Source organism: Enterobacter sp. BIDMC 30 (assembly GCF_000534355.1).
Classification (GTDB): Bacteria; Pseudomonadota; Gammaproteobacteria; order Enterobacterales; family Enterobacteriaceae; genus Enterobacter; species Enterobacter ludwigii.
This window is the reverse complement of sequence record NZ_KI973169.1, coordinates 1,989,377-2,013,201: the sequence shown is the minus strand read 5'-3', so window position 1 is coordinate 2,013,201 and position 23,825 is coordinate 1,989,377. Positions and strand designations below refer to the sequence as shown.

General features: G+C 55.2%; 33 protein-coding genes and 1 pseudogene. 31 read left to right on the top strand and 3 right to left on the bottom strand.

Annotated features, from left to right (window positions below):
• The first annotated feature begins 5 nt into the window (after positions 1 to 5).
• The 15 genes from L466_RS12835 to L466_RS12890 all read left to right on the top strand — a co-directional run bounded on the left by L466_RS12835 (position 6) and on the right by L466_RS12890 (position 8,260).
• Complete coding sequence (locus tag L466_RS12835; RefSeq protein WP_001303341.1) at positions 6 to 203, top strand: hypothetical protein; 198 nt, start codon at positions 6 to 8, stop codon at positions 201 to 203.
• A complete protein-coding gene (locus L466_RS23800) occupies positions 200 to 358 on the top strand; it encodes a hypothetical protein (protein ID WP_157959561.1) in 159 nt (52 codons plus the stop codon). Before L466_RS12835 ends, L466_RS23800 begins: the two co-directional genes overlap by 4 nt.
• A complete protein-coding gene (locus tag L466_RS12840) occupies positions 355 to 1,080 on the top strand; it encodes a Rad52/Rad22 family DNA repair protein (RefSeq protein WP_032680691.1) in 726 nt (241 codons plus the stop codon). Before L466_RS23800 ends, L466_RS12840 begins: the two co-directional genes overlap by 4 nt.
• Entirely contained in the window at positions 1,081 to 1,578 is a 498-nt protein-coding gene (locus L466_RS12845) for a single-stranded DNA-binding protein (RefSeq protein WP_032680690.1), read from the top strand. It begins immediately after the preceding gene.
• 25 nt (positions 1,579 to 1,603) lie between these two features.
• Positions 1,604 to 1,825 carry a hypothetical protein gene (locus L466_RS12850; protein WP_032671017.1) on the top strand — a complete coding sequence of 74 codons (222 nt, stop codon included), beginning with the start codon at positions 1,604 to 1,606 and terminating at the stop codon, positions 1,823 to 1,825.
• Positions 1,825 to 1,977, top strand: coding sequence for a DUF1317 family protein (locus L466_RS12855; protein WP_006809793.1), 153 nt, complete (start codon positions 1,825 to 1,827; stop codon positions 1,975 to 1,977). The genes L466_RS12850 and L466_RS12855 overlap by 1 nt, the downstream gene beginning before the upstream one ends.
• Positions 1,974 to 3,917, top strand: a complete 1,944-nt coding sequence (locus tag L466_RS0122395) for a phage N-6-adenine-methyltransferase (RefSeq protein WP_071993100.1) — start codon at positions 1,974 to 1,976, stop codon at positions 3,915 to 3,917. Before L466_RS12855 ends, L466_RS0122395 begins: the two co-directional genes overlap by 4 nt.
• Positions 3,914 to 4,132 (top strand): hypothetical protein, encoded by a 219-nt coding sequence (locus L466_RS12860; protein ID WP_032680689.1) that lies wholly within the window; start codon positions 3,914 to 3,916, stop codon positions 4,130 to 4,132. The genes L466_RS0122395 and L466_RS12860 overlap by 4 nt, the downstream gene beginning before the upstream one ends.
• Positions 4,129 to 4,836: a hypothetical protein gene (locus L466_RS12865; RefSeq protein ID WP_032680688.1), complete on the top strand. Its 708-nt coding sequence runs from the start codon at positions 4,129 to 4,131 to the stop codon at positions 4,834 to 4,836. Before L466_RS12860 ends, L466_RS12865 begins: the two co-directional genes overlap by 4 nt.
• Positions 4,833 to 5,699, top strand: coding sequence for an MmcB family DNA repair protein (locus tag L466_RS22750; RefSeq protein WP_050594868.1), 867 nt, complete (start codon positions 4,833 to 4,835; stop codon positions 5,697 to 5,699). Before L466_RS12865 ends, L466_RS22750 begins: the two co-directional genes overlap by 4 nt.
• On the top strand, positions 5,696 to 5,887 hold the full coding sequence (locus tag L466_RS12870) for a DUF1382 family protein (protein ID WP_022650956.1): 192 nt from the start codon (positions 5,696 to 5,698) through the stop codon (positions 5,885 to 5,887). Before L466_RS22750 ends, L466_RS12870 begins: the two co-directional genes overlap by 4 nt.
• A 91-nt stretch (positions 5,888 to 5,978) precedes the next feature.
• Positions 5,979 to 6,197, top strand: a complete 219-nt coding sequence (locus L466_RS12875; protein WP_032680687.1) for a TraR/DksA family transcriptional regulator — start codon at positions 5,979 to 5,981, stop codon at positions 6,195 to 6,197.
• 135 nt (positions 6,198 to 6,332) lie between these two features.
• Entirely contained in the window at positions 6,333 to 6,614 is a 282-nt protein-coding gene (locus L466_RS12880) for a hypothetical protein (RefSeq protein ID WP_032680686.1), read from the top strand.
• Between the two features lie 59 nt (positions 6,615 to 6,673).
• Positions 6,674 to 6,919, top strand: coding sequence for an excisionase family protein (locus L466_RS12885; RefSeq protein ID WP_032680685.1), 246 nt, complete (start codon positions 6,674 to 6,676; stop codon positions 6,917 to 6,919).
• Between the two features lie 45 nt (positions 6,920 to 6,964).
• Complete coding sequence (locus L466_RS12890) at positions 6,965 to 8,260, top strand: tyrosine-type recombinase/integrase (protein WP_032680684.1); 1,296 nt, start codon at positions 6,965 to 6,967, stop codon at positions 8,258 to 8,260.
• Positions 8,261 to 8,286: 26 nt separating this feature from the next.
• Here L466_RS12890 and fliE read toward each other — a convergent pair whose 3' ends face one another.
• Complete coding sequence (fliE, locus tag L466_RS12895) at positions 8,287 to 8,598, bottom strand: flagellar hook-basal body complex protein FliE (protein WP_014170728.1); 312 nt, start codon at positions 8,596 to 8,598, stop codon at positions 8,287 to 8,289.
• 228 nt (positions 8,599 to 8,826) lie between these two features.
• Between fliE and fliF the strand changes: the two genes are divergently transcribed.
• The 14 genes and pseudogenes from fliF to rcsA all read left to right on the top strand — a co-directional run bounded on the left by fliF (position 8,827) and on the right by rcsA (position 20,367).
• Positions 8,827 to 10,506, top strand: coding sequence for a flagellar basal-body MS-ring/collar protein FliF (gene fliF / locus L466_RS12900; protein WP_014170729.1), 1,680 nt, complete (start codon positions 8,827 to 8,829; stop codon positions 10,504 to 10,506).
• Positions 10,499 to 11,497 carry a flagellar motor switch protein FliG gene (gene fliG, locus L466_RS12905; RefSeq protein WP_014170730.1) on the top strand — a complete coding sequence of 333 codons (999 nt, stop codon included), beginning with the start codon at positions 10,499 to 10,501 and terminating at the stop codon, positions 11,495 to 11,497. The genes fliF and fliG overlap by 8 nt, the downstream gene beginning before the upstream one ends.
• A complete protein-coding gene (gene fliH / locus L466_RS12910; RefSeq protein ID WP_032678466.1) occupies positions 11,490 to 12,197 on the top strand; it encodes a flagellar assembly protein FliH in 708 nt (235 codons plus the stop codon). The genes fliG and fliH overlap by 8 nt, the downstream gene beginning before the upstream one ends.
• Positions 12,197 to 13,567: a flagellar protein export ATPase FliI gene (gene fliI, locus L466_RS12915; protein ID WP_032680683.1), complete on the top strand. Its 1,371-nt coding sequence runs from the start codon at positions 12,197 to 12,199 to the stop codon at positions 13,565 to 13,567. The genes fliH and fliI overlap by 1 nt, the downstream gene beginning before the upstream one ends.
• Positions 13,568 to 13,588: 21 nt before the next feature.
• On the top strand, positions 13,589 to 14,032 hold the full coding sequence (gene fliJ / locus L466_RS12920) for a flagellar export protein FliJ (protein WP_014170734.1): 444 nt from the start codon (positions 13,589 to 13,591) through the stop codon (positions 14,030 to 14,032).
• On the top strand, positions 14,029 to 15,267 hold the full coding sequence (fliK, locus tag L466_RS12925) for a flagellar hook length control protein FliK (protein WP_032680682.1): 1,239 nt from the start codon (positions 14,029 to 14,031) through the stop codon (positions 15,265 to 15,267). Before fliJ ends, fliK begins: the two co-directional genes overlap by 4 nt.
• 106 nt (positions 15,268 to 15,373) lie before the next feature.
• Entirely contained in the window at positions 15,374 to 15,844 is a 471-nt protein-coding gene (gene fliL / locus L466_RS12930) for a flagellar basal body-associated protein FliL (protein WP_020883336.1), read from the top strand.
• 4 nt (positions 15,845 to 15,848) lie between these two features.
• Positions 15,849 to 16,853 (top strand): flagellar motor switch protein FliM, encoded by a 1,005-nt coding sequence (gene fliM / locus L466_RS12935; RefSeq protein ID WP_014170737.1) that lies wholly within the window; start codon positions 15,849 to 15,851, stop codon positions 16,851 to 16,853.
• The gene (gene fliN / locus L466_RS12940) at positions 16,850 to 17,263 is read left to right on the top strand and encodes a flagellar motor switch protein FliN (RefSeq protein ID WP_014170738.1); all 414 of its coding nucleotides are present in this window, start codon (positions 16,850 to 16,852) and stop codon (positions 17,261 to 17,263) included. Before fliM ends, fliN begins: the two co-directional genes overlap by 4 nt.
• A 2-nt stretch (positions 17,264 to 17,265) precedes the next feature.
• On the top strand, positions 17,266 to 17,640 hold the full coding sequence (gene fliO, locus L466_RS12945) for a flagellar biosynthetic protein FliO (RefSeq protein WP_014170739.1): 375 nt from the start codon (positions 17,266 to 17,268) through the stop codon (positions 17,638 to 17,640).
• A complete protein-coding gene (fliP, locus tag L466_RS12950; protein ID WP_008500316.1) occupies positions 17,640 to 18,377 on the top strand; it encodes a flagellar type III secretion system pore protein FliP in 738 nt (245 codons plus the stop codon). Before fliO ends, fliP begins: the two co-directional genes overlap by 1 nt.
• A 9-nt stretch (positions 18,378 to 18,386) precedes the next feature.
• Positions 18,387 to 18,656 (top strand): flagellar biosynthesis protein FliQ, encoded by a 270-nt coding sequence (gene fliQ / locus L466_RS12955; RefSeq protein WP_008500315.1) that lies wholly within the window; start codon positions 18,387 to 18,389, stop codon positions 18,654 to 18,656.
• 7 nt (positions 18,657 to 18,663) lie between these two features.
• Positions 18,664 to 19,465 (top strand): annotated as a pseudogene (gene fliR / locus L466_RS12960) (flagellar biosynthetic protein FliR).
• Positions 19,466 to 19,743: 278 nt separating this feature from the next.
• Positions 19,744 to 20,367 carry a transcriptional regulator RcsA gene (gene rcsA / locus L466_RS12965; protein ID WP_008500313.1) on the top strand — a complete coding sequence of 208 codons (624 nt, stop codon included), beginning with the start codon at positions 19,744 to 19,746 and terminating at the stop codon, positions 20,365 to 20,367.
• 104 nt (positions 20,368 to 20,471) lie between these two features.
• Here the strand turns inward: rcsA and dsrB are convergent, their stop codons facing one another.
• Entirely contained in the window at positions 20,472 to 20,660 is a 189-nt protein-coding gene (gene dsrB / locus L466_RS12970) for a protein DsrB (RefSeq protein ID WP_020883333.1), read from the bottom strand.
• Positions 20,661 to 20,789: 129 nt separating this feature from the next.
• Here dsrB and yodD point away from each other — a divergent pair, with 129 nt between their 5' ends.
• Positions 20,790 to 21,017 (top strand): YodD family peroxide/acid resistance protein, encoded by a 228-nt coding sequence (yodD, locus tag L466_RS12975; RefSeq protein ID WP_008500310.1) that lies wholly within the window; start codon positions 20,790 to 20,792, stop codon positions 21,015 to 21,017.
• A 302-nt stretch (positions 21,018 to 21,319) separates the two neighbouring features.
• Entirely contained in the window at positions 21,320 to 22,120 is an 801-nt protein-coding gene (locus tag L466_RS12980; RefSeq protein WP_032680681.1) for a mannosyl-3-phosphoglycerate phosphatase-related protein, read from the top strand.
• On the opposite strand, the gene dgcQ is transcribed toward L466_RS12980, so the two are convergent.
• On the bottom strand, positions 22,105 to 23,805 hold the full coding sequence (dgcQ, locus tag L466_RS12985; protein WP_032680680.1) for a cellulose biosynthesis regulator diguanylate cyclase DgcQ: 1,701 nt from the start codon (positions 23,803 to 23,805) through the stop codon (positions 22,105 to 22,107). The genes L466_RS12980 and dgcQ overlap by 16 nt on opposite strands.
• Between the last annotated feature and the right edge of the window lie 20 nt (positions 23,806 to 23,825).

Below are 23,825 nucleotides of genomic sequence, written 5' to 3'. Positions count from 1 at the left end.
GAATCATGAATATCACATGCGAGTGCGTGGACATGCGCACATCCGTCGGCCCCCACAACACCATCAAAGTTGAGATGGAAGGCGTTGTTCTGGCCGGCACCGTTAAAACCCGTGACGTACTACCCCAGCTCGACGGCGCAGAAGTCATCGAGTGGCTGGCTGAACAGGGATACGTCATCACTCATCAGGAGCGTGCAGCATGACGGCGGCAGAACGGTGGGATGAAGAGTCATTCCTGCGCCTTATGCGCGACGTGCTGCCAGAAAAGCCGGAGGGTGATGACGAGCCAGTTAACCTGGCCGCCGAGCGGCAGAACCCGGTCATTAGCTGGGATGAATTTGCGGGGAATTACACATGAACCTTGATGAATTAGATGCGCCATTTGCCAGCGAGGATATTGAGTGGCGCATTCAGCAGGCGGGAAAAAACAATAACGGCATCTGGGCTAAGGTGCTGGCCTACGTAACCAACCGCGCAATCATGAAGCGGCTTGATGAAGTATGCGGCAAGGCTGGCTGGCGTAACGAGTACCGAGATATTCCGAACAATGGCGGCGTTGAATGCGGTATTTCCATAAAAGTCGAAGGCGAGTGGATCACCAAGTGGGATGCGGCAGAAAACACACAGGTTGAAGCTGTGAAAGGTGGCCGCTCTGGTGCCATGAAACGTGCAGCCGTGCAATGGGGTATCGGTCGATACCTCTACAACCTAGAAGAAGGGTTCGCAGTGGTTTCAGCAACACGTGCGCCCGGTTTCCACTACGCAAAATCAAAAGAAGTTGGCGCGTTCTACTGGAAAGCACCAGCGCTCCCCGGATGGGCATTGCCATCAGGAGCACCGATTGAGAAGAACCAGCAACCTCATGATGGTCAACAGCAGGAAGACCAGGCACCTCAGTCAGTGGATGCGGACAAAATCCTCGCCGAATTCACTGCATACGCCAGTTCGGAAAATGATGGCGATCAGCTAAAGCATCGTTATGAAGATACATGGAAATTACTGAGCGGATTTGCTGAGCACCAGGCCAAATGCAAAGACGTTACTGGCATTCGACTTAAAGAACTTAAACAGGCGGCGTAAATGGCTAGCAAAGGCATAAACAAAGTGATCCTCGTCGGTACCCTCGGTCAAGACCCCGAGGTCCGTTACCTCCCATCCGGCGGCGCAGTGTGCAGCGTGACGCTGGCCACCTCAGAGTCATGGCGAGATAAGGCCACTGGCGAGCAGAAAGAGCAAACGGAATGGCACCGCGTAGTTCTCTTCGGAAAGCTGGCAGAGGTGGCCGGTGAATACCTGCGTAAAGGCTCTCAGGTTTATATCGAGGGTCAGTTGCGAACCCGCAAATGGACAGATCAGGCTGGCGTCGAGAAGTACACCACCGAGGTGGTAGTAAACGTCGGCGGCACAATGCAGATGCTGGGTGGCCGTCAGGGCGGTGGAGCGGCATCGGCAGGTGGCATCCCGGCACAGGGCGGAAATCAGTTCAGCGGCGGCGCACGGCCTCGCGCACAGCAGCAGTCGGCACCCGCCCAATCTAACGAACCGCCAATGGACTTCGACGACGATATACCCTTTTGAAGCATCTCCCGGTCAGGAAAAACCAATGAACAAATTTACCCCCGAGTATCGAAAATATCTTCTCCGGCCAATCCCTGACCGGAAGCTTTCACCCTCCGAGCGAGCCGATCGCAAAGAGCTTTACCAAATCATCCAGCAAGAAAGAGCCAACGACGATTCACCCCCTGCCCCATCCAACTACACGCCAGCTGACCCATACCTAAACGACAACCGCAAAGGCCTCGGCGGCGCTTCAAGGAGTGACTAATGACTCACGCTCACGACGACATCAGGGTTGGCACTCTCTGCCTTCCCTTCATTGGTAACGGCTGGCTAATGCCATGGGGTGAAGTGGTCAGCAATCCATTAAAGGCTCAGCGGCTCGCTGAGGAATATCGGGAAAGGCAGGAGGCGGCATGAAATACGGAAGCGTGTGCAGCGGCATCGAAGCTGCCAGTAAAGCGTGGGAACCTCTCAGCTGGAAACCTGCCTGGTTCTCTGAAATCGAACCCTTCCCCTCTGCTGTCCTCGCCAATCACTGGCCGGAAGTAACAAACCTCGGCGACATGACCAAAATCGCGGACGCGGTGCGCGCTGGTGATATCGAGGCGCCTGATATTCTGGTCGGCGGCACGCCTTGCCAGGCATTCAGCATCGCCGGCTTGCGTGAAGGCCTGTCTGATGAACGCGGGCAATTAACCCTCTCTTACGTGGAATTAGCCAATGCAATCGACGCAAAGCGCCGCGAACGCGGTGAGCCAGAAGCAATCATCGTCTGGGAAAACGTCCCCGGCGTACTCAGCAGCAAAGACAATGCCTTCGGGTGCTTTCTGGCAGGACTTGCCGGAGAAAGCAGTGAGCTGCAGTCAGCAGGGGGAAAATGGACGCACGCAGGTTGTGTGTCTGGACCAGAAAGGGTTATCGCCTGGCGCGTCCTTGACGCTCAATTTTTCGGAGTGGCCCAACGACGCAGACGTGTGTTTGTTGTCGCAAGCTCTCGAACCGATATCGATCCCTGCAAAATACTTTTTGAGCTCGGCGGCGTGCGTCGGGATATTGCGCCGAGCAGAAGTGCGGGGAAGGCAGCTGCCAAAGCTGTTGGAAACGGCGTTAAAGTCGGTAGCCACTGGGATGACCCAGCAAACCCACACCCAACGCTCAACCAATCACACAACATTGGAGGAATAGGCCAAAGCAATCAGGAGCTATTCAGCCAGAGAGGCAGTGGAATTATCGCCCAGACAGTAAACGGCGACATTACTCACACATTGAAAGCCGAAGGTTTCGACGGCAGCGAGAACGGCACTGGTCGCGGAACACCGATTATCGCTATGGCTCACGGTCAGGGTGGCGCTGAAATCAAAACCGATGACTCCGCACCTACGCTCACCTGCAACCACGAAGCGCCGATAGCAGCCTATGCATTCAAGGCAGGTCAGGGTGCAAAAGCAGGTGGCATCGGCTACGCAGAAGAGCAATCACCGACACTTACCAGCGCAAATAGCGGGAGCAATCAGGCTCCTGCAATCATGCAAAATATGGCAGTTCGCCGCCTGACTCCTGTCGAGTGCGAACGCCTGCAGGGCTTCCCAGATAACCACACCCTGATCCCGACAGTGAAGCGTAAGAAGATCACCGCTGATGAATTCACATATCTCCGCCATCACTTCCAGAACATGACGGCAGAGGAAGCTTACCGACTGGCTGCCGATGGGCCACGCTACAAAGCAATCGGCAACAGCATGGCGGTACCGGTAATGCGTTGGATTGGTGAGCGCATTGCAGCAGCACTTCCTGCCGAGAAGCTGAACGGTGATTATGGTGGAAGTAAAACCCCTCTCGACCAGCGGGACCTCTGGCGCACTCCACCAGCTTTGTTCGCTGCACTTGATGCTGAGTTTTGCTTCCAACTGGATGCCGCCGCAGCGCCGCATAACGCGCTGTGCCGCAAGTTCATTACAGCCGAGCAGAACACGCTGGAAACGCCCTGGGCTGATTACCTGAGTATTCCCGGCTACGTCTGGCTGAACCCGCCATACAGCGACATCACCCCTTTCGTGAAGAAGGCTGCAGCCGAGAGCGCCAACCAGATCGGCACGGTTATGCTTGTACCCGCTGACACTTCGGTTGGCTGGTTTAAGGAGGCTATCCAGACCGCCAGCGAGGTTCGCTTCATCACTGCCGGACGGCTGGCATTTATCAACCCGGTCACCGGTAAGCCAGTAAGCGGCAACAACAAAGGGTCGATGCTCATCATCTGGCGACCGTATCCGCGTACACACTGCCACTTCGCAACTGTGGACCGGGACGAGTTGATGGCTTTCGGGGCGAAACTTCTCGCCCGCAGGGAGGCCGCATGACACCAGCAAATGAAAACGCCATCCGCGCCGCCTGCCGCCGCTGCACCGAGGAAATCCAGCAGGCCATGCGCAAGAAGCCAAAGCCTAACTGGAACGAAACGGTGCCTCCCATCATCAACAAGCATCACAAGAAAATTGAAGCTCTGGGAGTTAGCCTCCTGGAGTTCGTCGTCAAAACTGGCCGCCTTAACGGGCGGTTTGGAGCCGAACAATGATTCGCCGACAGATCGATACATCAACCCGATTTCTGCTTGATACCGCCTTTCACCGACTTGAAATAATCCGTGATGACGGTCTCTACCGCCACCTGCGCATGAAGCAGCCCGGCACGTCCTGTTATTACTTCGACATTGTCACCTGGCCGGGATATTTGACTGTTACCGGCGACATGGGCACTTGGACATTTTCTCGCATCGCGGACATGTTCGACTTTTTCGGTCCGTGGCAAGACGGGATTAACACTGGTTACTGGTCCGAAAAGCTGGAGGCTGGCGCTGGCTATTCAGCGTGTGAGCTATTGGCGAAAGAGTACGATCATGATGTTTTTTGCCGGAGCCTGAAGGAATCAATGAGCGAATATCTGGAAGATGCTCCAGAAGACCAGCAGGAAGACGAAGACTGGGATGATGAAGACGATACTCCAGACAGTGATAAAGCCAAAGTTCGTGAGGTAGTCCGTGAATTATGCCGCGGTGGGTTTAGCAATGATTGGGAAGCATACCAGGCAGTTTATAACGCTGACTGGCCCGAAAGTTGGAGTTCGTGGGATGTCTGCGACGGATTGACATTCAAGACCTACACCAGCCACTTCCGCTGGATACTCTTTGCCATCACCTGGTCGATCTCCAAGTACCACAACACAAAGCTGGTCGACAAGGCGATGGGAACCCTTCTTGCTTTCAAAGGAGCAACCCAATGATCGAAAAGAAATGGGGTCATAACGAGCTTGCTCATGACCTTGCAGAGCATTTGCGCCAGAACACAGCGCGCATCTGCTGGGAAGACATGCAACTCGGGCCCGCCGGTACGTGCCGACCTGATGTCTACTCTATTGCTCACAGCTACAGCAAGTTCTGCCCTGTCGTTTATGAGGTCAAAGTCAGCGTAAGTGATTTCCGGGCTGACGTTACAGCAGGCAAATACACCAAATACTTCAACTACGCAGGCGGCGTTGTTTTTGCAGTTCCTGAAGGCATGCTCAAGAAAAGCGACATCCCAGATGGTTGCGGCTTGATGATCCGGAAGGAAACTGGATGGCATACCCTCAAGGGGCCGACAATGCGCCAGATTGATACCCTTCCTCGCGATGCCTGGATGAAGCTGCTTATGGATGGCATGACCCGGCAGGCAGAGAGAACTCAAATAAAAAGCCGCGTAATCAACACCTACCTCAGCGACCAAAAACTAATGAAGCGACATGGCAACGAAATCGCCGATCTTGTTCGTCGAGCACATCGGTCGAAGGAGCGCCTTGAGCAGCACATTAGGGATAACGATGAAAGGCTGAAGACCCTGCGTCAGGAAAGTGAAGAGGAGTTGCAACGCCGACGTAAGCGCCGGGAGGAATCTGAGGAAAGGTTAACTGACGCTCAGCAAGATTTGGCGAAAGCGCTTGGCCTCGACCCGAATGTCCCTATGTATGTTCTTACAAGGACGCTATGGGAAGCAACACGCCGACTCAGCGCGGATGAAGAGATAAAGAGGCTGCGAGGAATAATGTCCAACCTTGAGCGCACGCTGAATGACGGTCTTAAACCATTACCCGGGGAGAATGCCGCATGAACAGAGCCTCACCAGTTGATTTGAGAAAAAGCCTCGAAATAGCCAACCACCTTGCGCACATCGGGATTCGTTTTGTGCCGATACCGGTGGCGACCGAGGAAGAATTCCAGACGCTGGCCGCAGAGTTATCGCGACGGCTTGAGCAGATGGCAGTCGAAGCCGAGAAGAATGAAGGCGGTGCAGCATGAAGGCACTAATCACCCAGGAGCTTAAGGCTCCTTTTTTATTGCTGGCGTTCACCTTCAACCGTATTAACCGACAGTTCCGGGAGCATTGATCATGGCCGACATCATCGATACCGCAGCAGAGATTGAAGAGCTTCAGCGTAACGCTGCCCTTTCCGCTCACCGCCTCAACCGCAGTGCCGTATCAGCTGAGCATTGCGAAGAGTGCGGAGAAGGCATCCCGGCGCAGCGGCGCGCTGCCGTTCCCGGCTGCCAGACGTGCGCGGATTGCCAGTCTCTAATCGAACTTAAGCGCAGGCAAAATGGACGTTAGATAGACTCTATGCCACTTTAAATATTAGCTTGATAATAACTTATTGATACTTATGAGATATTTACATACGAACCCTTTCCTTAACGTTTCGTAGTGGTACATTGAATGTGCGACGAACTACTAAGCGGAGGCATTATGAGTATTGACGATCTTTATATGAGGCAAGAAGAATGGGCGCTTGAAATGCTTGGAAGATCGGGTGCTTTAACACCTTGTACACATCATGAAGGTGTGTATATCGATGAGGGCATTGAATTATCTGAGGCGTACAAATATGCCATGACGGCATATAAAAATAGCAACGGTAAATCGCCATTTGAAAGCGCCAGCGAAATGACTGATGCCATAAAAAGCGCCTATGAAGAACATGGAGGAAATGACCTTTGTCCTTTATGCGCAAGTCATGTAGACGATTAGCAATATGAATCAATAACAAGCCTCGCATCTGCGGGGCTTCTTTTTGCCTGGAGGCACCCATGAGCGAAATGAACTTAATCGTGCCCAACGACTGGGTAACCGAAGAAAAGCTCGTCGAGATTACCGGCCTTCGCCCGGGCACTATTCAGCGGGCCCGCAAAAAATGCTGGATGGTCGGTCGGGAATATCTGCATGTTTCCCCGGACGGCGTGCCGAAGAAAAACAGCGAATGCATGTACAACCGAAAGGCTGTCGACCAGTGGGTTGAGAGCATGTCAAAGAAACAGCCGGGTGCGCGCCAATGAAGATCCGTTTATGCTTAGCGGGCTCTTGGACGTCAGGAGGGAATAATGGCTAAGTCAGCATACCCAACAGGCGTGGAGAACCACGGCGGAACACTCCGCATATGGTTCCTCTATAAAGGTAGCCGGGTGCGTGAAAGCCTCGGCGTGCCGGATACACCAAAAAACAGGAAGGTCGCTGGCGAGCTGCGCGCGTCGGTGTGCTTTTCGATAAAGACCGGCAACTTCAACTATGCCGCACAGTTCCCGGACTCGCCGAACCTGAAAAGGTTTGGGGTGGAGAGTAAGGAAATCACCGTGCTGGAGCTGGCGAATAAGTGGCTGGAACTGAAACGCATGGAGATCAGCACCAACGCAATGTCACGCTATGCGTCTATAGCGCGCAACATGGTGCCCAGGATTGGCGGGGACAGGCTTGTATCTGCGGTAACGCAGGAAGATCTGCTGTTTATCAGAAAGGAATTGCTGACCGGTTATCATACCCTGAAAGCTGGGCAGAAAACGCCGGTTAAAGGCCGCTCGGTCAGAACGGTCAACAACTACATGAAGATAATGGGCGGGATGTTTAAGTTTGCTGCTGACAGTGGGTATGTCAGGGTGAACCCGTTCACCGGAATCGCCATGCTTAAGCGGTCGCGCTGCGAACCTGACCCGCTGACGCGTGAGGAGTTTGTCAGGATGATTAACGCCTGCGCTCACCAGCAGCTGAAAAACATGTGGTCGCTGGCCGTGTACACCGGAGTGCGCCACGGCGAACTCGTGTCGCTGGCCTGGGAAGATATCGACCTGAAAGCGGGTACGATGATGATCCGCCGGAACCATACGTTAACGAAGGAGTTCACCCTTCCGAAAACGGAGGCCGGGACGGACCGCATCATCAACCTCATTCAGCCGGCGATCGACGTGCTGAAGGGTCAGGCTGAATTAACACGCCTGGGTAAGCAGTATCAGGTTGAGGTGAAGCTGCGAGAGTATGGCCGTACCGATGTGCATCCGTGCACGTTCGTGTTCAACCCGCAGATCGCATCACGTAATGGCCGTGCCGGGCATCATTACGCAGTGGGGTCCATTAACCAGTCGTGGGAAGCGGCAATGCGACGCGCCGGGATTCGCTATCGCAGAGCATACCAGTCCCGACACACGTATGCATGCTGGTCGTTAGCTGCCGGTGCTAACCCGAACTTCATCGCGAAGCAAATGGGCCACACCGACGCGCAAATGGTTTACCGGGTATACGGATCCTGGATGGCTGAAAATAACCAGGACCAGGTACTCATCCTCAACCAGAAATTGAGTGAGTTTGCCCCATCCATGCCCCACGCCGTGGGATCGGATGGTTATTAATTATAAATATCATTAGGTTAGGCAACCTAAACCTGCATGCCCATCACTTCCTGATAAGCAGACACAAGCTTGTTACGCACCTGAATCCCCATCTGCAGGGAAACCGAGGCTTTTTGCAAATCGGTCATCACATCATTCAGTGCCACGCCCGGCTCGCCGAGGGTGAACTTCTCCGCCTGAGTACGTGCGGCGGTCTGGGTATCGCTGATACGGTCAAGCGCGGCGTGCAGTTGTCCTGCAAAACTGATGCTCGGTTGTTCTGCCACATTCTGATTACGGGCCGTCATCGCCGTTGCCTGCAACTGACTGATCACCCCTTCAATACCCTGTATAGCCATGACTCTCCCCTGAATGGTTTTTTACGGGGTCAAGACTAACAGCTTGTCAATAAGATAATGGCGGTAAATAGCGTGAAAAAACCAGGTTATTTGACGCATAGAAAATCCTGAATCATCAAATAATGGCAGGGCCATCAATATGGAACTTTTGTCGTGTTTGCCGACCCGGGAGTCAGTTTTGTTTCTCTACACGAATAACGTAAACCACCAGGATTTAAGAGGTGCGCAATGAGTGCAACAGCATCGACAGCGCCACAAAATAAATCACTCGAGTGGATGAACCGCCTTCGCGCGAATCCTAAAATCCCGTTGATCGTGGCAGGCGCTGCCGCAATTGCGATCCTTGTAGCGATGGTCTTGTGGGCGAAAAGCCCTGATTACCGCACGCTTTACAGTAACCTTTCCGATCAGGATGGCGGTGCCATCGTCACCCAGCTTACCCAGATGAACATCCCTTATCGCTTTGCGGATAACGGCGGTGCGCTGGAGGTACCGGCTGATAAGGTGCACGAACTTCGTCTGCGCCTGGCGCAACAGGGACTGCCAAAGGGCGGTGCGGTTGGTTTTGAACTGCTGGATCAGGAAAAATTCGGTATCAGCCAGTTCAGCGAGCAGGTGAACTACCAGCGTGCGCTGGAAGGTGAGCTGGCCCGTACGATTGAAACATTGGGTCCGGTGAAGAGTGCCCGTGTGCACCTGGCCATGCCTAAGCCCTCCCTGTTTGTCCGCGAGCAGAAATCCCCGTCGGCCTCCGTCACCGTTAACCTCCAGCCTGGCCGTGCAATGGATGAAGGACAAATCAGCGCGGTGACCCATCTGGTCTCCAGCGCCGTTGCCGGTCTCCCGCCGGGTAACGTGACGCTGGTTGATCAAAGTGGTCATCTGCTGACCCAGTCCAATACCGCAGGCCGCGATCTGAATGACGCGCAGCTGAAATATGCCGCGGATGTGGAAGGTCGCGTGCAGCGTCGCATCGAAGCCATCCTTGGCCCGGTCGTGGGTAACAGCAACGTGCATGCGCAGGTTACCGCGCAGATTGACTTCTCTAATAAAGAACAGACCGAAGAGCAATACAGCCCGAATGGCAACCCGGCTCAGGCGGTAATGCGCTCTCGTCAGGTCAATGAAAACGAACAGGTTGGCGGCGCATACCCAGGCGGTGTGCCGGGCGCACTGTCTAACCAGCCAGCACCGGCTAACGCGGCGCCAATCTCAACGCCACCGGCTAATCAGCAGAACGGTCAGCAAACGAATCAGCAGACCACATCAACAGCCAGCACCGCCGGTCCGCGTACCAGCAGTCGTAACGAAACCACCAACTACGAAGTGGACCGTACTATCCGCCACACCAAACTGAACGTGGGCGATGTACAGCGTCTGTCGGTTGCGGTGGTGGTGAACTACAAGACGCTGGCGGATGGCAAGCCGTTGCCGTTGACCGCCGAGCAGATGAAACAGATTGAAGACCTGACCCGTGAAGCGATGGGTTACTCCGAGAAGCGCGGCGACACGCTCAACGTGGTGAACTCACCGTTCAACTCGGTTGAAGAGTCAGGTGGCGAACTGCCGTTCTGGCAACAGCAGGCGTTTATCGATCAGCTGCTGTCCGCAGGTCGCTGGCTGCTGGTTCTGATCGTCGCGTGGCTGCTGTGGCGTAAGGGTATTCGTCCTCAGCTCCAGCGTCGTGCTGAAGCTGAAAAAGCGGCGCGCGAACAGGTCAGTACCCGTCAGGAAGTGGAAGATGCGGTTGAAGTTCGCCTCAGCAAAGACGAACAGATGCAGCAACGCCGTGCTAACCAGCGTATGGGCGCCGAGGTCATGAGCCAGCGCATTCGCGAAATGTCAGATAACGATCCGCGCGTCGTGGCGCTGGTCATCCGCCAGTGGATGGGTAACGAACATGAGTAACACGCTTTCAGGCACCGATAAAAGCGTCATCCTGCTGATGACCATTGGCGAAGACCGTGCGGCCGAGGTGTTCAAACACCTCTCGCAGCGCGAAGTACAGATTCTCAGTGCGGCAATGGCAAACGTACGCCAGATCTCTAACAAACAGCTGACGGAAGTGCTGTCTGAATTTGAGCAGGAAGCCGAACAGTTTGCCGCGCTCAACGTCAACGCCAACGACTATCTGCGCTCCGTGCTGGTCAAGGCGCTGGGCGAAGAGCGTGCTGCCAGCCTGCTGGAAGACATTCTGGAAACGCGCGATACCGCCAGCGGTATCGAGACGCTCAACTTTATGGAACCGCAGAGTGCCGCCGACCTTATCCGCGACGAGCACCCGCAGATTATCGCCACCATTCTTGTCCACCTGAAACGTGGCCAGGCGGCCGATATTCTGGCGTTGTTCGAAGAGCGCCTGCGTCACGATGTGATGCTGCGTATCGCGACCTTCGGTGGTGTCCAGCCAGCCGCGCTGGCGGAGCTGACCGAAGTGCTGAACAACCTGCTCGATGGCCAGAACCTCAAGCGCAGCAAAATGGGCGGCGTGAGAACGGCGGCAGAGATCATCAACCTGATGAAAACGCAGCAGGAAGAAGCGGTCATTACCGCCGTTCGCGAATTCGACGGCGAGCTGGCACAGAAAATTATCGACGAGATGTTCCTGTTCGAAAACCTGGTCGAAGTGGACGATCGCAGCATCCAGCGCCTCCTCCAGGAAGTGGACTCCGAGTCGCTGCTTATCGCCCTCAAAGGTGCCGAGCAGCCGCTGCGCGAGAAGTTCCTGCGCAACATGTCTCAGCGTGCGGCAGATATCCTGCGCGACGACCTTGCCAACCGTGGCCCGGTCCGTCTGTCTCAGGTGGAAAACGAACAGAAAGCCATCCTGCTTATCGTTCGTCGTCTGGCGGAAACCGGCGAGATGGTGATTGGCAGCGGAGACGACACCTATGTCTAATGAACTGCCGTGGAAGCGCTGGACGCCCGACGATCTGGCGCCTCCCCTGTCAGAGTTCACACCCGCCGTGCTGTCGCCCGAAGAGGGCGACCCGGATGTCGAGCAGCCTGAGCTGAGCGAAGAAGAGCAGCGCGCGCAGATGCTGGCCCAGCTGCAGATGCAGGCCCATGAGCAGGGCTACACGGCTGGCCTGAACGAAGGACGCCAGAAAGGCCACGATCAGGGGTATCAGGAAGGTCTGGCCAAAGGGTTAGAACACGGCATTGAACAGGCGCGCCAGCAACAGGCTCCACTTCACGCCCGTATGCAGCAGCTGGTCAGCGAGTTTCAGCACACGCTGGATGCGCTGGACAGCGTCATTGCCTCAAGGCTGATGCAGATGGCGCTGGAAGCCGCCCGTCAGGTGATCGGCCACGCGCCGGCGGTGGACAACACCGCGCTGATTAAACAAATTCAGGGCCTGCTTCAGCAGGAGCCGCTGTTCAGTGGGAAACCGCAGCTGCGCGTGCATCCGGACGACCTCCAGCGCGTGGAAGAGAGTCTGGGCGCGACGCTGAGCCTGCACGGCTGGCGTCTGCGCGGCGACCCGTCGCTGCATCACGGAGGCTGCAAGGTCTCTGCCGATGAAGGCGACCTGGATGCCAGCGTTGCGACCCGCTGGCAGGAACTGTGCCGCCTGGCAGCACCGGGAGTCGTCTGATGACTGCACGCCTCACCCGCTGGCTCAACACGCTCGATAATTTTGAAGCGAAGATGACGCAGCTGCCGTCCGTTCGCCGTTACGGACGACTCACGCGTGCCACCGGCCTGGTGCTGGAAGCCACTGGCCTGCAGCTTCCGCTGGGAGCCACCTGCGTGATTGAGCGTCAGGATGGACTAGAGACGCGTGAAGTTGAGAGCGAAGTCGTCGGCTTTAATGGCCAGCGCCTGTTCCTGATGCCCCTTGAAGAAGTTGAAGGCATCCTGCCCGGGGCGCGCGTGTATGCGAAAAACATCAGCGGCGATGGACTGCAAAGCGGGAAACAGCTCCCGCTTGGCCCTGCCCTGCTTGGCCGCGTACTGGACGGAAGCGGTAAACCGCTGGACGGTCTGCCCTCGCCGGACACCACCGAAACCGGCGCGCTGATCACCCAGCCGTTTAACCCCCTTCAGCGTACCGCCATCGAACATGTCCTCGACACCGGCGTGCGCCCGATTAACGCCCTGCTGACCGTAGGCCGCGGGCAGCGTATGGGCCTGTTTGCCGGCTCAGGGGTGGGCAAATCCGTCCTGCTTGGCATGATGGCACGCTACACCCAGGCCGATGTCATCGTCGTGGGTCTGATCGGTGAACGTGGTCGCGAAGTAAAAGACTTTATTGAAAACATTCTCGGTGCAGAAGGCCGTGCCCGCTCGGTGGTCATCGCCGCACCGGCGGATGTCTCACCGTTACTGCGTATGCAGGGTGCTGCGTATGCCACCCGTATCGCGGAAGATTTCCGTGACCGCGGCCAGCACGTGCTGCTGATTATGGACTCCCTGACCCGCTATGCGATGGCGCAGCGTGAAATCGCTCTCGCCATCGGAGAACCTCCGGCGACCAAAGGTTATCCGCCTTCGGTCTTTGCCAAGCTCCCGGCGCTGGTCGAACGTGCAGGAAACGGCATCAGCGGCGGCGGCTCAATCACCGCTTTTTATACGGTTCTGACCGAAGGCGATGACCAGCAGGACCCTATTGCCGACTCCGCGCGAGCGATCCTCGACGGTCATATTGTGTTATCGCGCCGTCTGGCCGAAGCCGGTCACTACCCGGCAATTGATATCGAAGCATCAATCAGCCGTGCAATGACGGCATTGATTACAGAGAAGCACTACGCCCGCGTGCGTAACTTCAAACAACTCCTCTCCAGCTTCCAGCGCAACCGCGATCTGGTGAGCGTGGGGGCGTATGCCAAAGGCAGCGACCCGATGCTCGACAAAGCGATTAGCCTGTGGCCGCAGCTGGAGGCGTTTCTGCAACAAGGTATTTTTGAACGCGCCGACTGGGAAGACTCACTCCAGGCACTGGAGCTGATTTTCCCGCAGGTGTAACACAGGTGGAGGGCGAAGGTCATGGCGCAAAACAGCGCGTTATCAACGCTGAAAGATCTGGCTGAGAAAGAAGTTGATGATGCCGCATTGCAGCTCGGCGCAATGCGACGCGGGTGCCAGCAGGCTGAAGAGCAGTTGAAGATGTTAATCGACTATCAGCATGAATATCGCACCAACCTCAATACCGATATGACACAGGGCATTGGAAGCCAGCGCTGGATTAACTATCAGCAGTTTATTCAGACACTGGAAAAGGCGATTGAACAGCATCGCCAGCAGCTTAACCAGTGGACCCAGAAAGTCGACACCGCGCTAAATTTCTGGCGCGAGAAAAAGCAGCGACTGCAGGCCTGGCAGACCTTACAGGACCGACAGATCGCGGCAACGACCCTGGCGGAAAACCGTCTGGATCAGAAGAAAATGGATGAGTTTGCCCAGCGCGCATCAATGAGGAAACCGGAATGATCACATTGCAACAACTGCTGATGACCGACAGCGACCTGTCGGGCGGCATGCAAACAGGGAAAGGCACCGACGGTGCACAAGACTTTCTTTCTCTGCTGGCAGGCGCCCTGACGGACGCAACAGGCCAGGGCAACGATGCGCCGCTGACGCTGGCTGACCTGAAAGCAGCCGGCAGTAAGCTGTCAAAAGTTGCTCAGGAAGCCGGGGGAGAGAACACCCTGCAGGACAAAATAGCCAACCTGCTCTCGCGTCAGCCAGCCCTGACAGGCGATGAACCGACAGCAGCCACCCCGCTGGAAACCCTCGTTTCCGGGCTGGTGCCGGTTTCAAAAGGTGATGCCCTGAAGACCCTGAGCGCGGTGAAAACGCAGGATGACAGCAAAAGCGAGCTGAGCGAAGAAGAGCTGGCAGGGTTGAGCGCGCTGATGGCGATGCTGCCCCACCAGCAGGCGGCAACGCCGGTGGCCTCTGGCGCGACAGGCAATGGCGTGACGGCGAAATCAACGCTGAACGCTGCCGCGCTTTCGCAAAATGGTGTAGGTCAACAGTCCATGAGCACCCTGCTGTCGGGCCATGAAAAAGTGCAACAAGCGTCGACTTATCAGGCGCAGGCGCAAAACGCCGATCCGTCTCAACCGGTCAACGCACCGGCGACCCCGATCGTGGCCGCCGCCGCTGAGAAGCAGGATCTCGCCAGTTCATCCTCTTCAACAGCCCCGACCGCAACGCTTGCGCCCGTCATTTCCAGCAACGTCACAAGCCACGCTGCCGCAACCGTTGCCACGGCACCGGTATTGAGCCAGCCGCTGGGAACCCAGGAGTGGCAGCAATCCCTGAGTCAGCACATTACGTTGTTCACGAAACAGGGCCAGCAGACCGCAGAGTTGCGTCTGCACCCGGAAGATCTGGGCCAGGTCCAGATTACCCTGAAACTGGATGATAACCAGGCACAGCTGCAAATGGTGTCGGCGCACAGCCACGTGCGTGCTGCCCTGGAAGCTGCACTGCCGGTCCTGCGCACGTCGCTTGCTGAGAGTGGCATTCAGCTCGCGCAAAGCAGTGTCAGCAGCGAGAGCTTTGCCGGACAGCAGCAGTCCTCCTCTCAACAGCAGCAACAGGCTTCACGTTCCGGTAATACCGGCGGTTTTAATGAGGAGAGCGATGAGTTACTGCCTGCCCCTGCCGCCCTGCAATCCGCGGCGCGTGGCAACAGTGCCGTAGACATCTTTGCCTAAACGCCAGAGGTAGCGTGATTATCCCCGTCTTTTCCACGCTTTGACGACAGCAGGACACGGGATAATCACCTTATTAAGCTGTACCGAAACAGGAAGCTCGTATCAGATGACTGACTCCGCGATCACCAAAAAAAGCAAGCGTTCCATCTGGATCCCGCTGCTGGTGTTAATCACGCTCGCCGCCTGCGCTACCGCGGGCTATAGTTACTGGCGTATGCAGCAGGAACCTTCTACCGCTGCGGCCAAAGCCGAACCGCCTCCTCCGCCGGCACCGGTATTCTTCCCACTGGATACCTTCACCGTGAATCTGGGTGATGCGGATCGTGTGCTGTATGTGGGTATTACGTTACGCCTGAAAGATGAAGCCACGCGTGCGCGCCTGAATGATTATCTTCCTGAAGTGCGTAGCCGTCTGCTGCTGCTGTTCTCTCGTCAGGACGCCTCAACGCTTGCTACCGATGACGGTAAGCAAAAGCTGGTCGACGCCATTAAACAGACGCTGGCGACCCCGCTGGTAAACGGTCAACCCAAGCAGGAAGTCACTGACGTTCTGTATACAGCCTTCATACTGCGGTAACGACATGGGCGACAGTATTCTTTCTCAGGCAGAAATCGACGCGCTTCTTAACGGCGACAGCGATAAGAACGATGATCCGCAACCGGGTATTGGCGGCGATAGCGATATTCGTCCTTATGATCCCAATACCCAGCGCCGCGTAGTACGTGAACGTCTACAGGCGCTGGAGATCATTAACGAACGTTTTGCACGTCAGTTCCGTATGGGGCTGTTTAACCTGCTGCGTCGTAGCCCGGATATCACGGTCGGTGCGATCCGCATCCAGCCGTATCATGAGTTTGCCCGCAACCTGCCGGTGCCAACGAACCTTAACCTGATCCACCTGAAACCGCTGCGCGGCACAGGTCTGGTGGTGTTTTCGCCAAGCCTGGTGTTCATTGCGGTGGATAACCTGTTTGGTGGCGACGGGCGTTTCCCAACCAAAGTGGAAGGGCGTGAATTTACCCACACCGAGCAGCGCGTCATCAACCGCATGCTGAAGCTGGCGCTGGAATCTTACAGCGACGCGTGGAAAGCGATTAACCCGCTGGAAGTGGAGTACGTACGTTCTGAGATGCAGGTGAAATTTACCAATATCACCACCTCCCCGAACGATATCGTCGTGAATACCCCGTTCCATGTGGAGATCGGTAACCTGACCGGTGAGTTCAATATCTGCCTGCCGTTCAGCATGATCGAACCGCTGCGTGAACTGCTGGTCAACCCGCCGCTGGAGAACTCACGCAACGAAGATCAGAACTGGCGTGAAAACCTGGTGCGCCAGGTTCAGCATTCTCAGCTTGAGCTGGTGGCGAGCTTCGCGGATATCCCGCTGCGCTTATCCCAGATCCTGAAATTACAACCCGGCGATGTTTTGCCGATAGAAAAACCCGACCGCATTATTGCCCATGTGGATGGTGTCCCCGTGCTGACAAGTCAGTACGGCACAATTAACGGTCAGTATGCGTTACGCGTTGAGCACTTGATCAACCCGATATTGAATTCGCTGAATGAGGAACAGCCCAAATGAGTGACATGAACAATCCGTCCGATGAAAACAGCGGAGCACTGGACGATCTGTGGGCTGACGCGTTAAACGAGCAAAAAACGACTCCGGCCAAAAGTGCAGCGGATGCTGTGTTCCAGCAGCTCGGCGGCGGCGATGTCAGCGGTACGCTGCAGGATATTGATCTGATTATGGATATCCCGGTTAAGCTGACCGTGGAACTGGGCCGTACCCGCATGACCATTAAAGAGCTGCTGCGTCTGACGCAGGGTTCCGTGGTGGCCCTTGACGGTCTCGCCGGCGAACCGCTGGATATTCTGATCAACGGTTATCTCATTGCCCAGGGTGAAGTCGTGGTGGTTGCCGATAAGTACGGCGTGCGCATCACCGACATTATTACGCCATCTGAACGTATGCGTCGTCTGAGCCGTTAAGCATGAAAACCCAGGCAACAATATCACAGCCCTCTGCCGTTCCCGGCTCTCCGCTGCTCCAGGTGAGTGGCGCGTTGCTCGGTATTATTGCCTTTATTCTTATCGTCGCATGGCTGGCGAAGCGCTTCGGCCTGGCGGGTAAAACCGCCGGCACCCGCGGTCTGAAGGTCAGCGCCAGCACGACACTGGGGCCACGCGAGCGCGTGGTCGTTGTCGATGTGGAAGATGCACGGCTGGTGCTGGGCGTGACTGCCTCCAGCATCAACGTCTTGCATAAACTGCCGCCAGCCCCGGCAACGGGTGACGAGCGCGCAGAAGTCCCTGCGGATTTCCAGTCCGTCATGAAGAGTTTGCTTAAGCGTTCCGGGAGATCCTGATGCGCCGTTTGTTATCCCTTACGCTTGCGGGCGTCGGCCTGTTTGCCCCTGCGGTTTACGCGCAACTGCCCGGTCTGGTCTCAACCCCTCTTGCAGGCGGCGGGCAAAGCTGGTCGCTGCCGGTGCAGACGCTGGTTTTCATCACCTCGCTGACGTTTATTCCGGCGATCCTGCTGATGATGACCAGCTTCACCCGAATCATCATCGTCTTTGGTCTGCTGCGCAATGCGCTGGGCACCCCGTCCGCGCCGCCTAACCAGGTACTGCTGGGTCTGGCGCTGTTTTTAACCTTTTTCATTATGTCGCCGGTTATCGACAAGATTTATACCGACGCATACCAGCCGTTTAGCGAAGATAAAATCTCCATGCAGGAGGCGCTCGATAAAGGGGCTCAGCCGCTGCGGGAGTTCATGCTCCGCCAGACCCGGGAAGCGGACCTGGCACTCTTCGCCCGCCTGTCCAATACCGGCGAGCTTCAGGGACCGGAAGCCGTTCCGATGCGTATTCTGCTGCCTGCGTATGTCACCAGTGAGCTGAAAACGGCCTTTCAGATTGGCTTTACCATCTTTATTCCGTTCCTGATTATCGATCTGGTGATCGCCAGCGTTCTGATGGCGCTCGGGATGATGATGGTGCCCCCGGCCACCATTGCCCTGCCCTTTAAGATCATGCTCTTTGTACTGGTCGATGGCTGGCAACTGCTGGTCAGTTCGCTGGCGCAGAGTTTCTACAGTTAAGGAGCCGTAATGACGCCAGAATCGGTCATGATGATGGGCACGGAAGCGATGAAAATCGCGATAGCCGTTGCCGCGCCGTTACTGCTTGTCGCGCTGGTGACCGGTCTGATTATCAGTATCCTGCAGGCCGCCACGCAGATTAACGAAATGACGCTGTCATTTATCCCAAAAATCATCGCCGTGTTCGTGGCGATTATCGTTGCCGGGCCGTGGATGCTGAACCTGTTGCTGGACTATATGCGCAACCTGTTTACCAATCTGCCGTACATCATCGGCTGACCCGACGATGCTGCACTTCACCAGTGACCAGTGGGTTCAATGGCTTGGCGTCTATTTCTGGCCGATGCTGCGTATCCTGGCGCTGATTACAACGGCCCCCATTCTCAGTGAGAAAACGATACCCAAGCGCGTCAAAGTGGGGCTGGGCATCATCATCACCATTATCGTCGCCCCTTCTCTCCCACCCGTGGATATTCCGATCTTCTCGGCGAAAGCGGTGTGGGTTGCACTGCAACAGGTGATGATTGGCGTGGCCGTAGGCTTTACCATGCAGCTTGCCTTCGCGGCCGTGCGGACCGCCGGCGAACTGATTGGCCTGCAAATGGGTTTATCATTCGCCACGTTTGTGGATCCCGGTAGCCACCTCAACATGCCGGTTCTGGCGCGCATTATCGATCTGCTCGCCATGCTGCTGTTCCTGTCGTTCAACGGCCATCTGTGGCTCATCTCCATGCTGGTGGATACTTTCCATACGCTGCCGATTGGGGAAAACCCGGTGAACAGCAACGCGTTTCTGGCGCTTACGCGTGCGGCCGGGCTTGTTTTCCTGAACGGCCTGATGCTGGCGCTGCCGATCATCACCCTGCTGCTGACCGTGAACCTCGCCTTAGGCTTACTCAACCGAATGGCACCGCAGCTCTCAGTGTTCGTCATTGGTTTTCCGCTGACACTGACGGTCGGTATTTTATTAATGTCATTACTGATGCCCCTTATCGCCCCCTTCTGTGAGCACTTATTCGGCGAGATATTCAATCTGTTAGCAGATATTGTCAGTGAGCTACCGCGTAAATAATAGCCCTCACAGTTGATATTGTCTTTCTGAGGATATTCCTAAAATAAAACGTGAAAAACATCTTCCAGGATATATCTGACGCGGTTTAATTGTTTCTAACCACCTCACAATACTTAATATTTACTTTACTTTAAGAAGATTCCTGGCAAATTATACGTAACTTTACGGGATAGTGAGTCCGCCTGAAAGTCTTTGTCATGCTCACAGGTTTATTAATTTTTTCCATCCCGTATGGCTGTTATGAGCTCTCAGGCAGATGGTGAATTATCGTTACGCATTGAGTGAGGGTATGCCATGTCAACGATCATTATGGATTTATGCAGCTACACCCGGCTAGGGTTAACCGGGTACCTGGCAAGCAGAGGGGTAAGAAAGAGAGACATCAACGATGCACACACCGTTGACGAACTCGCAGCCGCTTGTGACGAACTTAAACCAGGCGTGGTGTTTATTAATGAGGACTGTTTCATTCACGATCCAGCCAACAGTCAGCACATTAAGCAAATCATTAATCAGCATCCAAAAACCCTGTTTATTGTTTTTATGGCGATCGCGAATATCCATTTCGATGAGTATTTGTTGGTTCGTAAAAATTTATTGATCAGTTCTAAATCGATTAAACCAGAGTCGCTGGATGACATTCTGGGTGATTATTTGAATAAAGAAGTTAAAAATGTAGGAGCGGTTAACTTACCCACCCTATCATTAAGCAGGACTGAATCAAGCATGCTGCGAATGTGGATGGCAGGGCAAGGGACTATTCAGATCTCAGACCAGATGAATATTAAAGCCAAAACCGTTTCGTCACATAAAGGAAATATTAAAAGGAAAATTAAAACGCATAATAAGCAAGTGATCTATCACGTGGTACGCCTCACCGATAATGTGACGAACGGGATTTTCGTCAACATGCGTTAGTCACCAAAAAAACCCTTTGCACCCTACCTTTGATCTCTGGCCTGGCCAGAGATTTTTGCTTCTGTGGACAGTGTCGGGCGCGCCAGTCGCCACCCGACGCCATGCTATTGCGCTTTCTCTACAAAGATGCCATCCGGGTGTCCCAGTTCGTTAAAAAACCAGATGCCGAGCGGGTAGTCTTCAAGTGATACCAGGTACATCGTGCCTTCACTAAACTCTTCAATTGCCAGGACCACACCCGGGCGGCGCGGCCCACCGTCCGTTTTAACGGTTACCCGATCGTTGACCTTCATACGTTCCTCCTCTGGTTTTGAGCCAGTGTAGAACAAAACGCCTTAACTGGCATCGCTGCCCGGTGTGAATGGCGTTTTTGTGCGCAGTCTATACTTACGGTTGGAGACGGTAAAATGAGGTACCCCGTAATGAAGACCGACAAAGAGTACAGCGACACCATCAAACGCGAGGTTGAGGTGGATGTCGATGCCCTGCTGGCCGCCATCAATGAGATCAGTGAGTCAGAAGTCCGTCGTTCGGACGACAATTCAGACAGGGTCATTGTGAACGGAAGGGATTATCACACCTACCGTGAACTGGCGGAGGCCTTCGAGCTTGATATACACGATTTTAGCGTGTCTGAAGCAAATCGTTAGGACGAAAAAAATCCCGGTCATGGGGATGGCCGGGATCAAAACTTGCTTATGCAAGAAGCACTTGAAAATTCGTTACACCAGGAAATCTGATGTACACAAAACACTATCCTCAACCATTTTGTATGACAAGCATATATTCTCATGGCGAATATAATATTTGGTACATAATAAATTTAGTTATGAGGGACAACATACGCCGCATGCGGGTTTGGCAGGAGAGATACCCTTTTGCCTCACTTAAGCGTTAGGAATTTTTTTAGGAATATTCTTAGGTGGCAGTTTGTCAGTTATCAGGAGTCGTTATGCCTTCACTGCAGGATAGCCTGCTGATCTTTTCCGATCTCGACGGCTCGTTGCTCGATATTCATACGTACGAGTGGCAACCGGCCATGCCCTGGCTGGACACCCTCCAGGATAATCAGGTGCCGGTTATTCTCTGCAGCAGCAAGACCGCGGCAGAAATGCTGGATATCCAGCAGGATCTGGGTCTGGAGGGGTTACCCTTCATAGCTGAGAATGGCGCGGTAATTCAGCCCGACGTGCGCTGGGAGACAGGTCAACGCCACATCAGGGGGATGACGCACCGTGACATTCGCCCGCTGATCGACCAGATTCGCCAGCAGCGGGGCTTTAAATTCACCACCTTTGATGACGTCGACGAACGGGTTATCAGCGAGTGGACGGGGCTGACGCGCTATCGTTCGACCCTCGCGCGCCGACACGAAGCCTCCGTCACGCTCATCTGGCGCGACAGCGATGAAAAAATGGCGCAATTTGACGAGGCGCTGGCGCAGTGCGGCCTGAAATGCCTGCAGGGAGCCCGCTTCTGGCATGTTCTGGATGCTCGCTGCGGTAAAGACGTTGCGGTTGACTGGCTGATTGAGCAGTACCGTGCGCGGGAAGGCATTGTGCCGGTCACTCTGGGGCTTGGCGATGGTCCAAATGATGCCCCGCTGCTGGACAGCGTGGACTACGCCGTGGTGATCAAGGGTATTAACCGGCAGGGCATCACGTTACGTGACGATAACCCCGCCCGGGTGTACCACACGCAACAGCCCGGACCCGCGGGCTGGCAGGAGGGGCTGGATCACTTCTTATCCTGATCGTGCCAGAACACCCGGTTGCGCCCGCACTGCTTGGCCTGATACAACCGGGCATCCGCCACTGACTGCAGCTGTTCGAAATCGTAATTGTCCTTTTCCTGGGCGCTACTTACCCCCAGTGAGGCACTGATACGCACGGTGGTACTCTTTTTCACCAGGATCTCTTTACTGTTGATGCGTGAGCGAATGCGTTCCGCAATCCCCCTCGCCTCTTCAAGCCCGCTACCGGGCAGTACCACGCAGAACTCTTCCCCACCCACGCGTCCGGCAACATCATTCTTGCGCAGTGCGCTGCCAATCAGGCCCGCGGCATGGGAAAGCACTTTGTCCCCGGCCTGATGGCCAAAGCGATCGTTAATGCTTTTAAAATGGTCGAGATCGATTTGAATCACAGAGAACGGCAGCGACTGCTGCCGACATTTTTCCGACAGCATTTTGGCACGCTCAAACAGGGCACCACGGTTATTCAGGCGGGTGAGCGGATCGTGCCAGGCCTGCCACTGCAAAGAGTGCTGAAGCGTGTACATATTGCTGACCATCCGACGGATAACCAGCCACGAGATAAGAAGCATGGCGGTGAAGAGTGCCCAGAGCAGCGCCAGCACGATACTGATACTGCCGAAGTCCCCCTTCACGCCTTCATGCAGGGTATGAACGCGTAAAATCACACCATCGAAGTGATCGAGCCGCTCCCAGCTGATAAAGCGGCTTCCGAGGCGGATCCCCCCGCCGGTATCGTTCTCGATTGCGTGTGCTATCTGCGCCGTTTCGCGTTCGTCAAACCGGTTCACCAGGCTCCCGGCCTCTTCTGACGTGGCAATCATATTCAGCCGGGTGTCGTACAGCTGATATTCCCCCTCTGTACGCTCTTGCGTTGCCTCTTCCAGCAGATGTTTCATGGTCTTCAATGAGAAATCCATCGCCACAACGCCATACCAGTAATGGTCAAAATAGATCGGCACGCTGGCCGTGATCATCCGTTCACCACTGGTCCAGGGTGACGGGCTGGAGATAAACCAGCGCACCGCGCGAGCGCGATTGTTACGTTCAGACTGCTGGGTAAACCACGGCTGGGTAACCAGATAGTAATAGCGCTGGCTAATATCACTCGTCTGTTCAGGCGTGTCCGTCGCGAGGTAAAACCCGGCGCGTGACGCATAGATAACCCGCTCTTCACTTTGCCCCACCGAGGACGCCAGTCGGAGTAAATACCCCACTTCGAGGGCGGCAGAAATTTCATTGCTGATACGCTCAGGGTCACGATTCAACAGCGTGGTTTTTTCGACGAACGCATCCGACACGCCGTTAATGGGGAGAGTGCGTTTTTTATCAACGGCGAGCTGCCAGCTGGGGCGCGTGCGAAAGGCGTTAAAGCGTGAAATCGCTTCATACAGGACATCAAAGGCCAGCGGCGTCTGGATGGCATCACGCATGCTTTTGCGGAAAAACAGCATTTTATCCACGCTGTACTGTAACTGCCGGTCCAGCGAAGTGGCTACCGTTTCCAGATGATTACGCTGGCTGGAGATATACGCATCTTCCAGTACCACCACCTCTCGCCAGGTCAGGAGCGTGGAAAATATCAGTACGATGAGAAAACAGAGATTAACAATCACCCCCGGATTGCTACGCATATGCAGCCATTGCAGAAAAGATCGTCTTACAACAAAGGTCTCGCGCTGCACACACACTCCCTGATTACTGC

Coding starts and splice junctions, on each gene's coding strand:
- L466_RS12835 (WP_001303341.1), top strand. CDS start 6: ATGAATATCACATGCGAGTGCGTGGACATGCGCACATCCGTCGGCCCC.
- L466_RS23800 (WP_157959561.1), top strand. CDS start 200: ATGACGGCGGCAGAACGGTGGGATGAAGAGTCATTCCTGCGCCTTATG.
- L466_RS12840 (WP_032680691.1), top strand. CDS start 355: ATGAACCTTGATGAATTAGATGCGCCATTTGCCAGCGAGGATATTGAG.
- L466_RS12845 (WP_032680690.1), top strand. CDS start 1,081: ATGGCTAGCAAAGGCATAAACAAAGTGATCCTCGTCGGTACCCTCGGT.
- L466_RS12850 (WP_032671017.1), top strand. CDS start 1,604: ATGAACAAATTTACCCCCGAGTATCGAAAATATCTTCTCCGGCCAATC.
- L466_RS12855 (WP_006809793.1), top strand. CDS start 1,825: ATGACTCACGCTCACGACGACATCAGGGTTGGCACTCTCTGCCTTCCC.
- L466_RS0122395 (WP_071993100.1), top strand. CDS start 1,974: ATGAAATACGGAAGCGTGTGCAGCGGCATCGAAGCTGCCAGTAAAGCG.
- L466_RS12860 (WP_032680689.1), top strand. CDS start 3,914: ATGACACCAGCAAATGAAAACGCCATCCGCGCCGCCTGCCGCCGCTGC.
- L466_RS12865 (WP_032680688.1), top strand. CDS start 4,129: ATGATTCGCCGACAGATCGATACATCAACCCGATTTCTGCTTGATACC.
- L466_RS22750 (WP_050594868.1), top strand. CDS start 4,833: ATGATCGAAAAGAAATGGGGTCATAACGAGCTTGCTCATGACCTTGCA.
- L466_RS12870 (WP_022650956.1), top strand. CDS start 5,696: ATGAACAGAGCCTCACCAGTTGATTTGAGAAAAAGCCTCGAAATAGCC.
- L466_RS12875 (WP_032680687.1), top strand. CDS start 5,979: ATGGCCGACATCATCGATACCGCAGCAGAGATTGAAGAGCTTCAGCGT.
- L466_RS12880 (WP_032680686.1), top strand. CDS start 6,333: ATGAGTATTGACGATCTTTATATGAGGCAAGAAGAATGGGCGCTTGAA.
- L466_RS12885 (WP_032680685.1), top strand. CDS start 6,674: ATGAGCGAAATGAACTTAATCGTGCCCAACGACTGGGTAACCGAAGAA.
- L466_RS12890 (WP_032680684.1), top strand. CDS start 6,965: ATGGCTAAGTCAGCATACCCAACAGGCGTGGAGAACCACGGCGGAACA.
- fliE (WP_014170728.1), bottom strand. CDS start 8,598: ATGGCTATACAGGGTATTGAAGGGGTGATCAGTCAGTTGCAGGCAACG.
- fliF (WP_014170729.1), top strand. CDS start 8,827: ATGAGTGCAACAGCATCGACAGCGCCACAAAATAAATCACTCGAGTGG.
- fliG (WP_014170730.1), top strand. CDS start 10,499: ATGAGTAACACGCTTTCAGGCACCGATAAAAGCGTCATCCTGCTGATG.
- fliH (WP_032678466.1), top strand. CDS start 11,490: ATGTCTAATGAACTGCCGTGGAAGCGCTGGACGCCCGACGATCTGGCG.
- fliI (WP_032680683.1), top strand. CDS start 12,197: ATGACTGCACGCCTCACCCGCTGGCTCAACACGCTCGATAATTTTGAA.
- fliJ (WP_014170734.1), top strand. CDS start 13,589: ATGGCGCAAAACAGCGCGTTATCAACGCTGAAAGATCTGGCTGAGAAA.
- fliK (WP_032680682.1), top strand. CDS start 14,029: ATGATCACATTGCAACAACTGCTGATGACCGACAGCGACCTGTCGGGC.
- fliL (WP_020883336.1), top strand. CDS start 15,374: ATGACTGACTCCGCGATCACCAAAAAAAGCAAGCGTTCCATCTGGATC.
- fliM (WP_014170737.1), top strand. CDS start 15,849: ATGGGCGACAGTATTCTTTCTCAGGCAGAAATCGACGCGCTTCTTAAC.
- fliN (WP_014170738.1), top strand. CDS start 16,850: ATGAGTGACATGAACAATCCGTCCGATGAAAACAGCGGAGCACTGGAC.
- fliO (WP_014170739.1), top strand. CDS start 17,266: ATGAAAACCCAGGCAACAATATCACAGCCCTCTGCCGTTCCCGGCTCT.
- fliP (WP_008500316.1), top strand. CDS start 17,640: ATGCGCCGTTTGTTATCCCTTACGCTTGCGGGCGTCGGCCTGTTTGCC.
- fliQ (WP_008500315.1), top strand. CDS start 18,387: ATGACGCCAGAATCGGTCATGATGATGGGCACGGAAGCGATGAAAATC.
- rcsA (WP_008500313.1), top strand. CDS start 19,744: ATGTCAACGATCATTATGGATTTATGCAGCTACACCCGGCTAGGGTTA.
- dsrB (WP_020883333.1), bottom strand. CDS start 20,660: ATGAAGGTCAACGATCGGGTAACCGTTAAAACGGACGGTGGGCCGCGC.
- yodD (WP_008500310.1), top strand. CDS start 20,790: ATGAAGACCGACAAAGAGTACAGCGACACCATCAAACGCGAGGTTGAG.
- L466_RS12980 (WP_032680681.1), top strand. CDS start 21,320: ATGCCTTCACTGCAGGATAGCCTGCTGATCTTTTCCGATCTCGACGGC.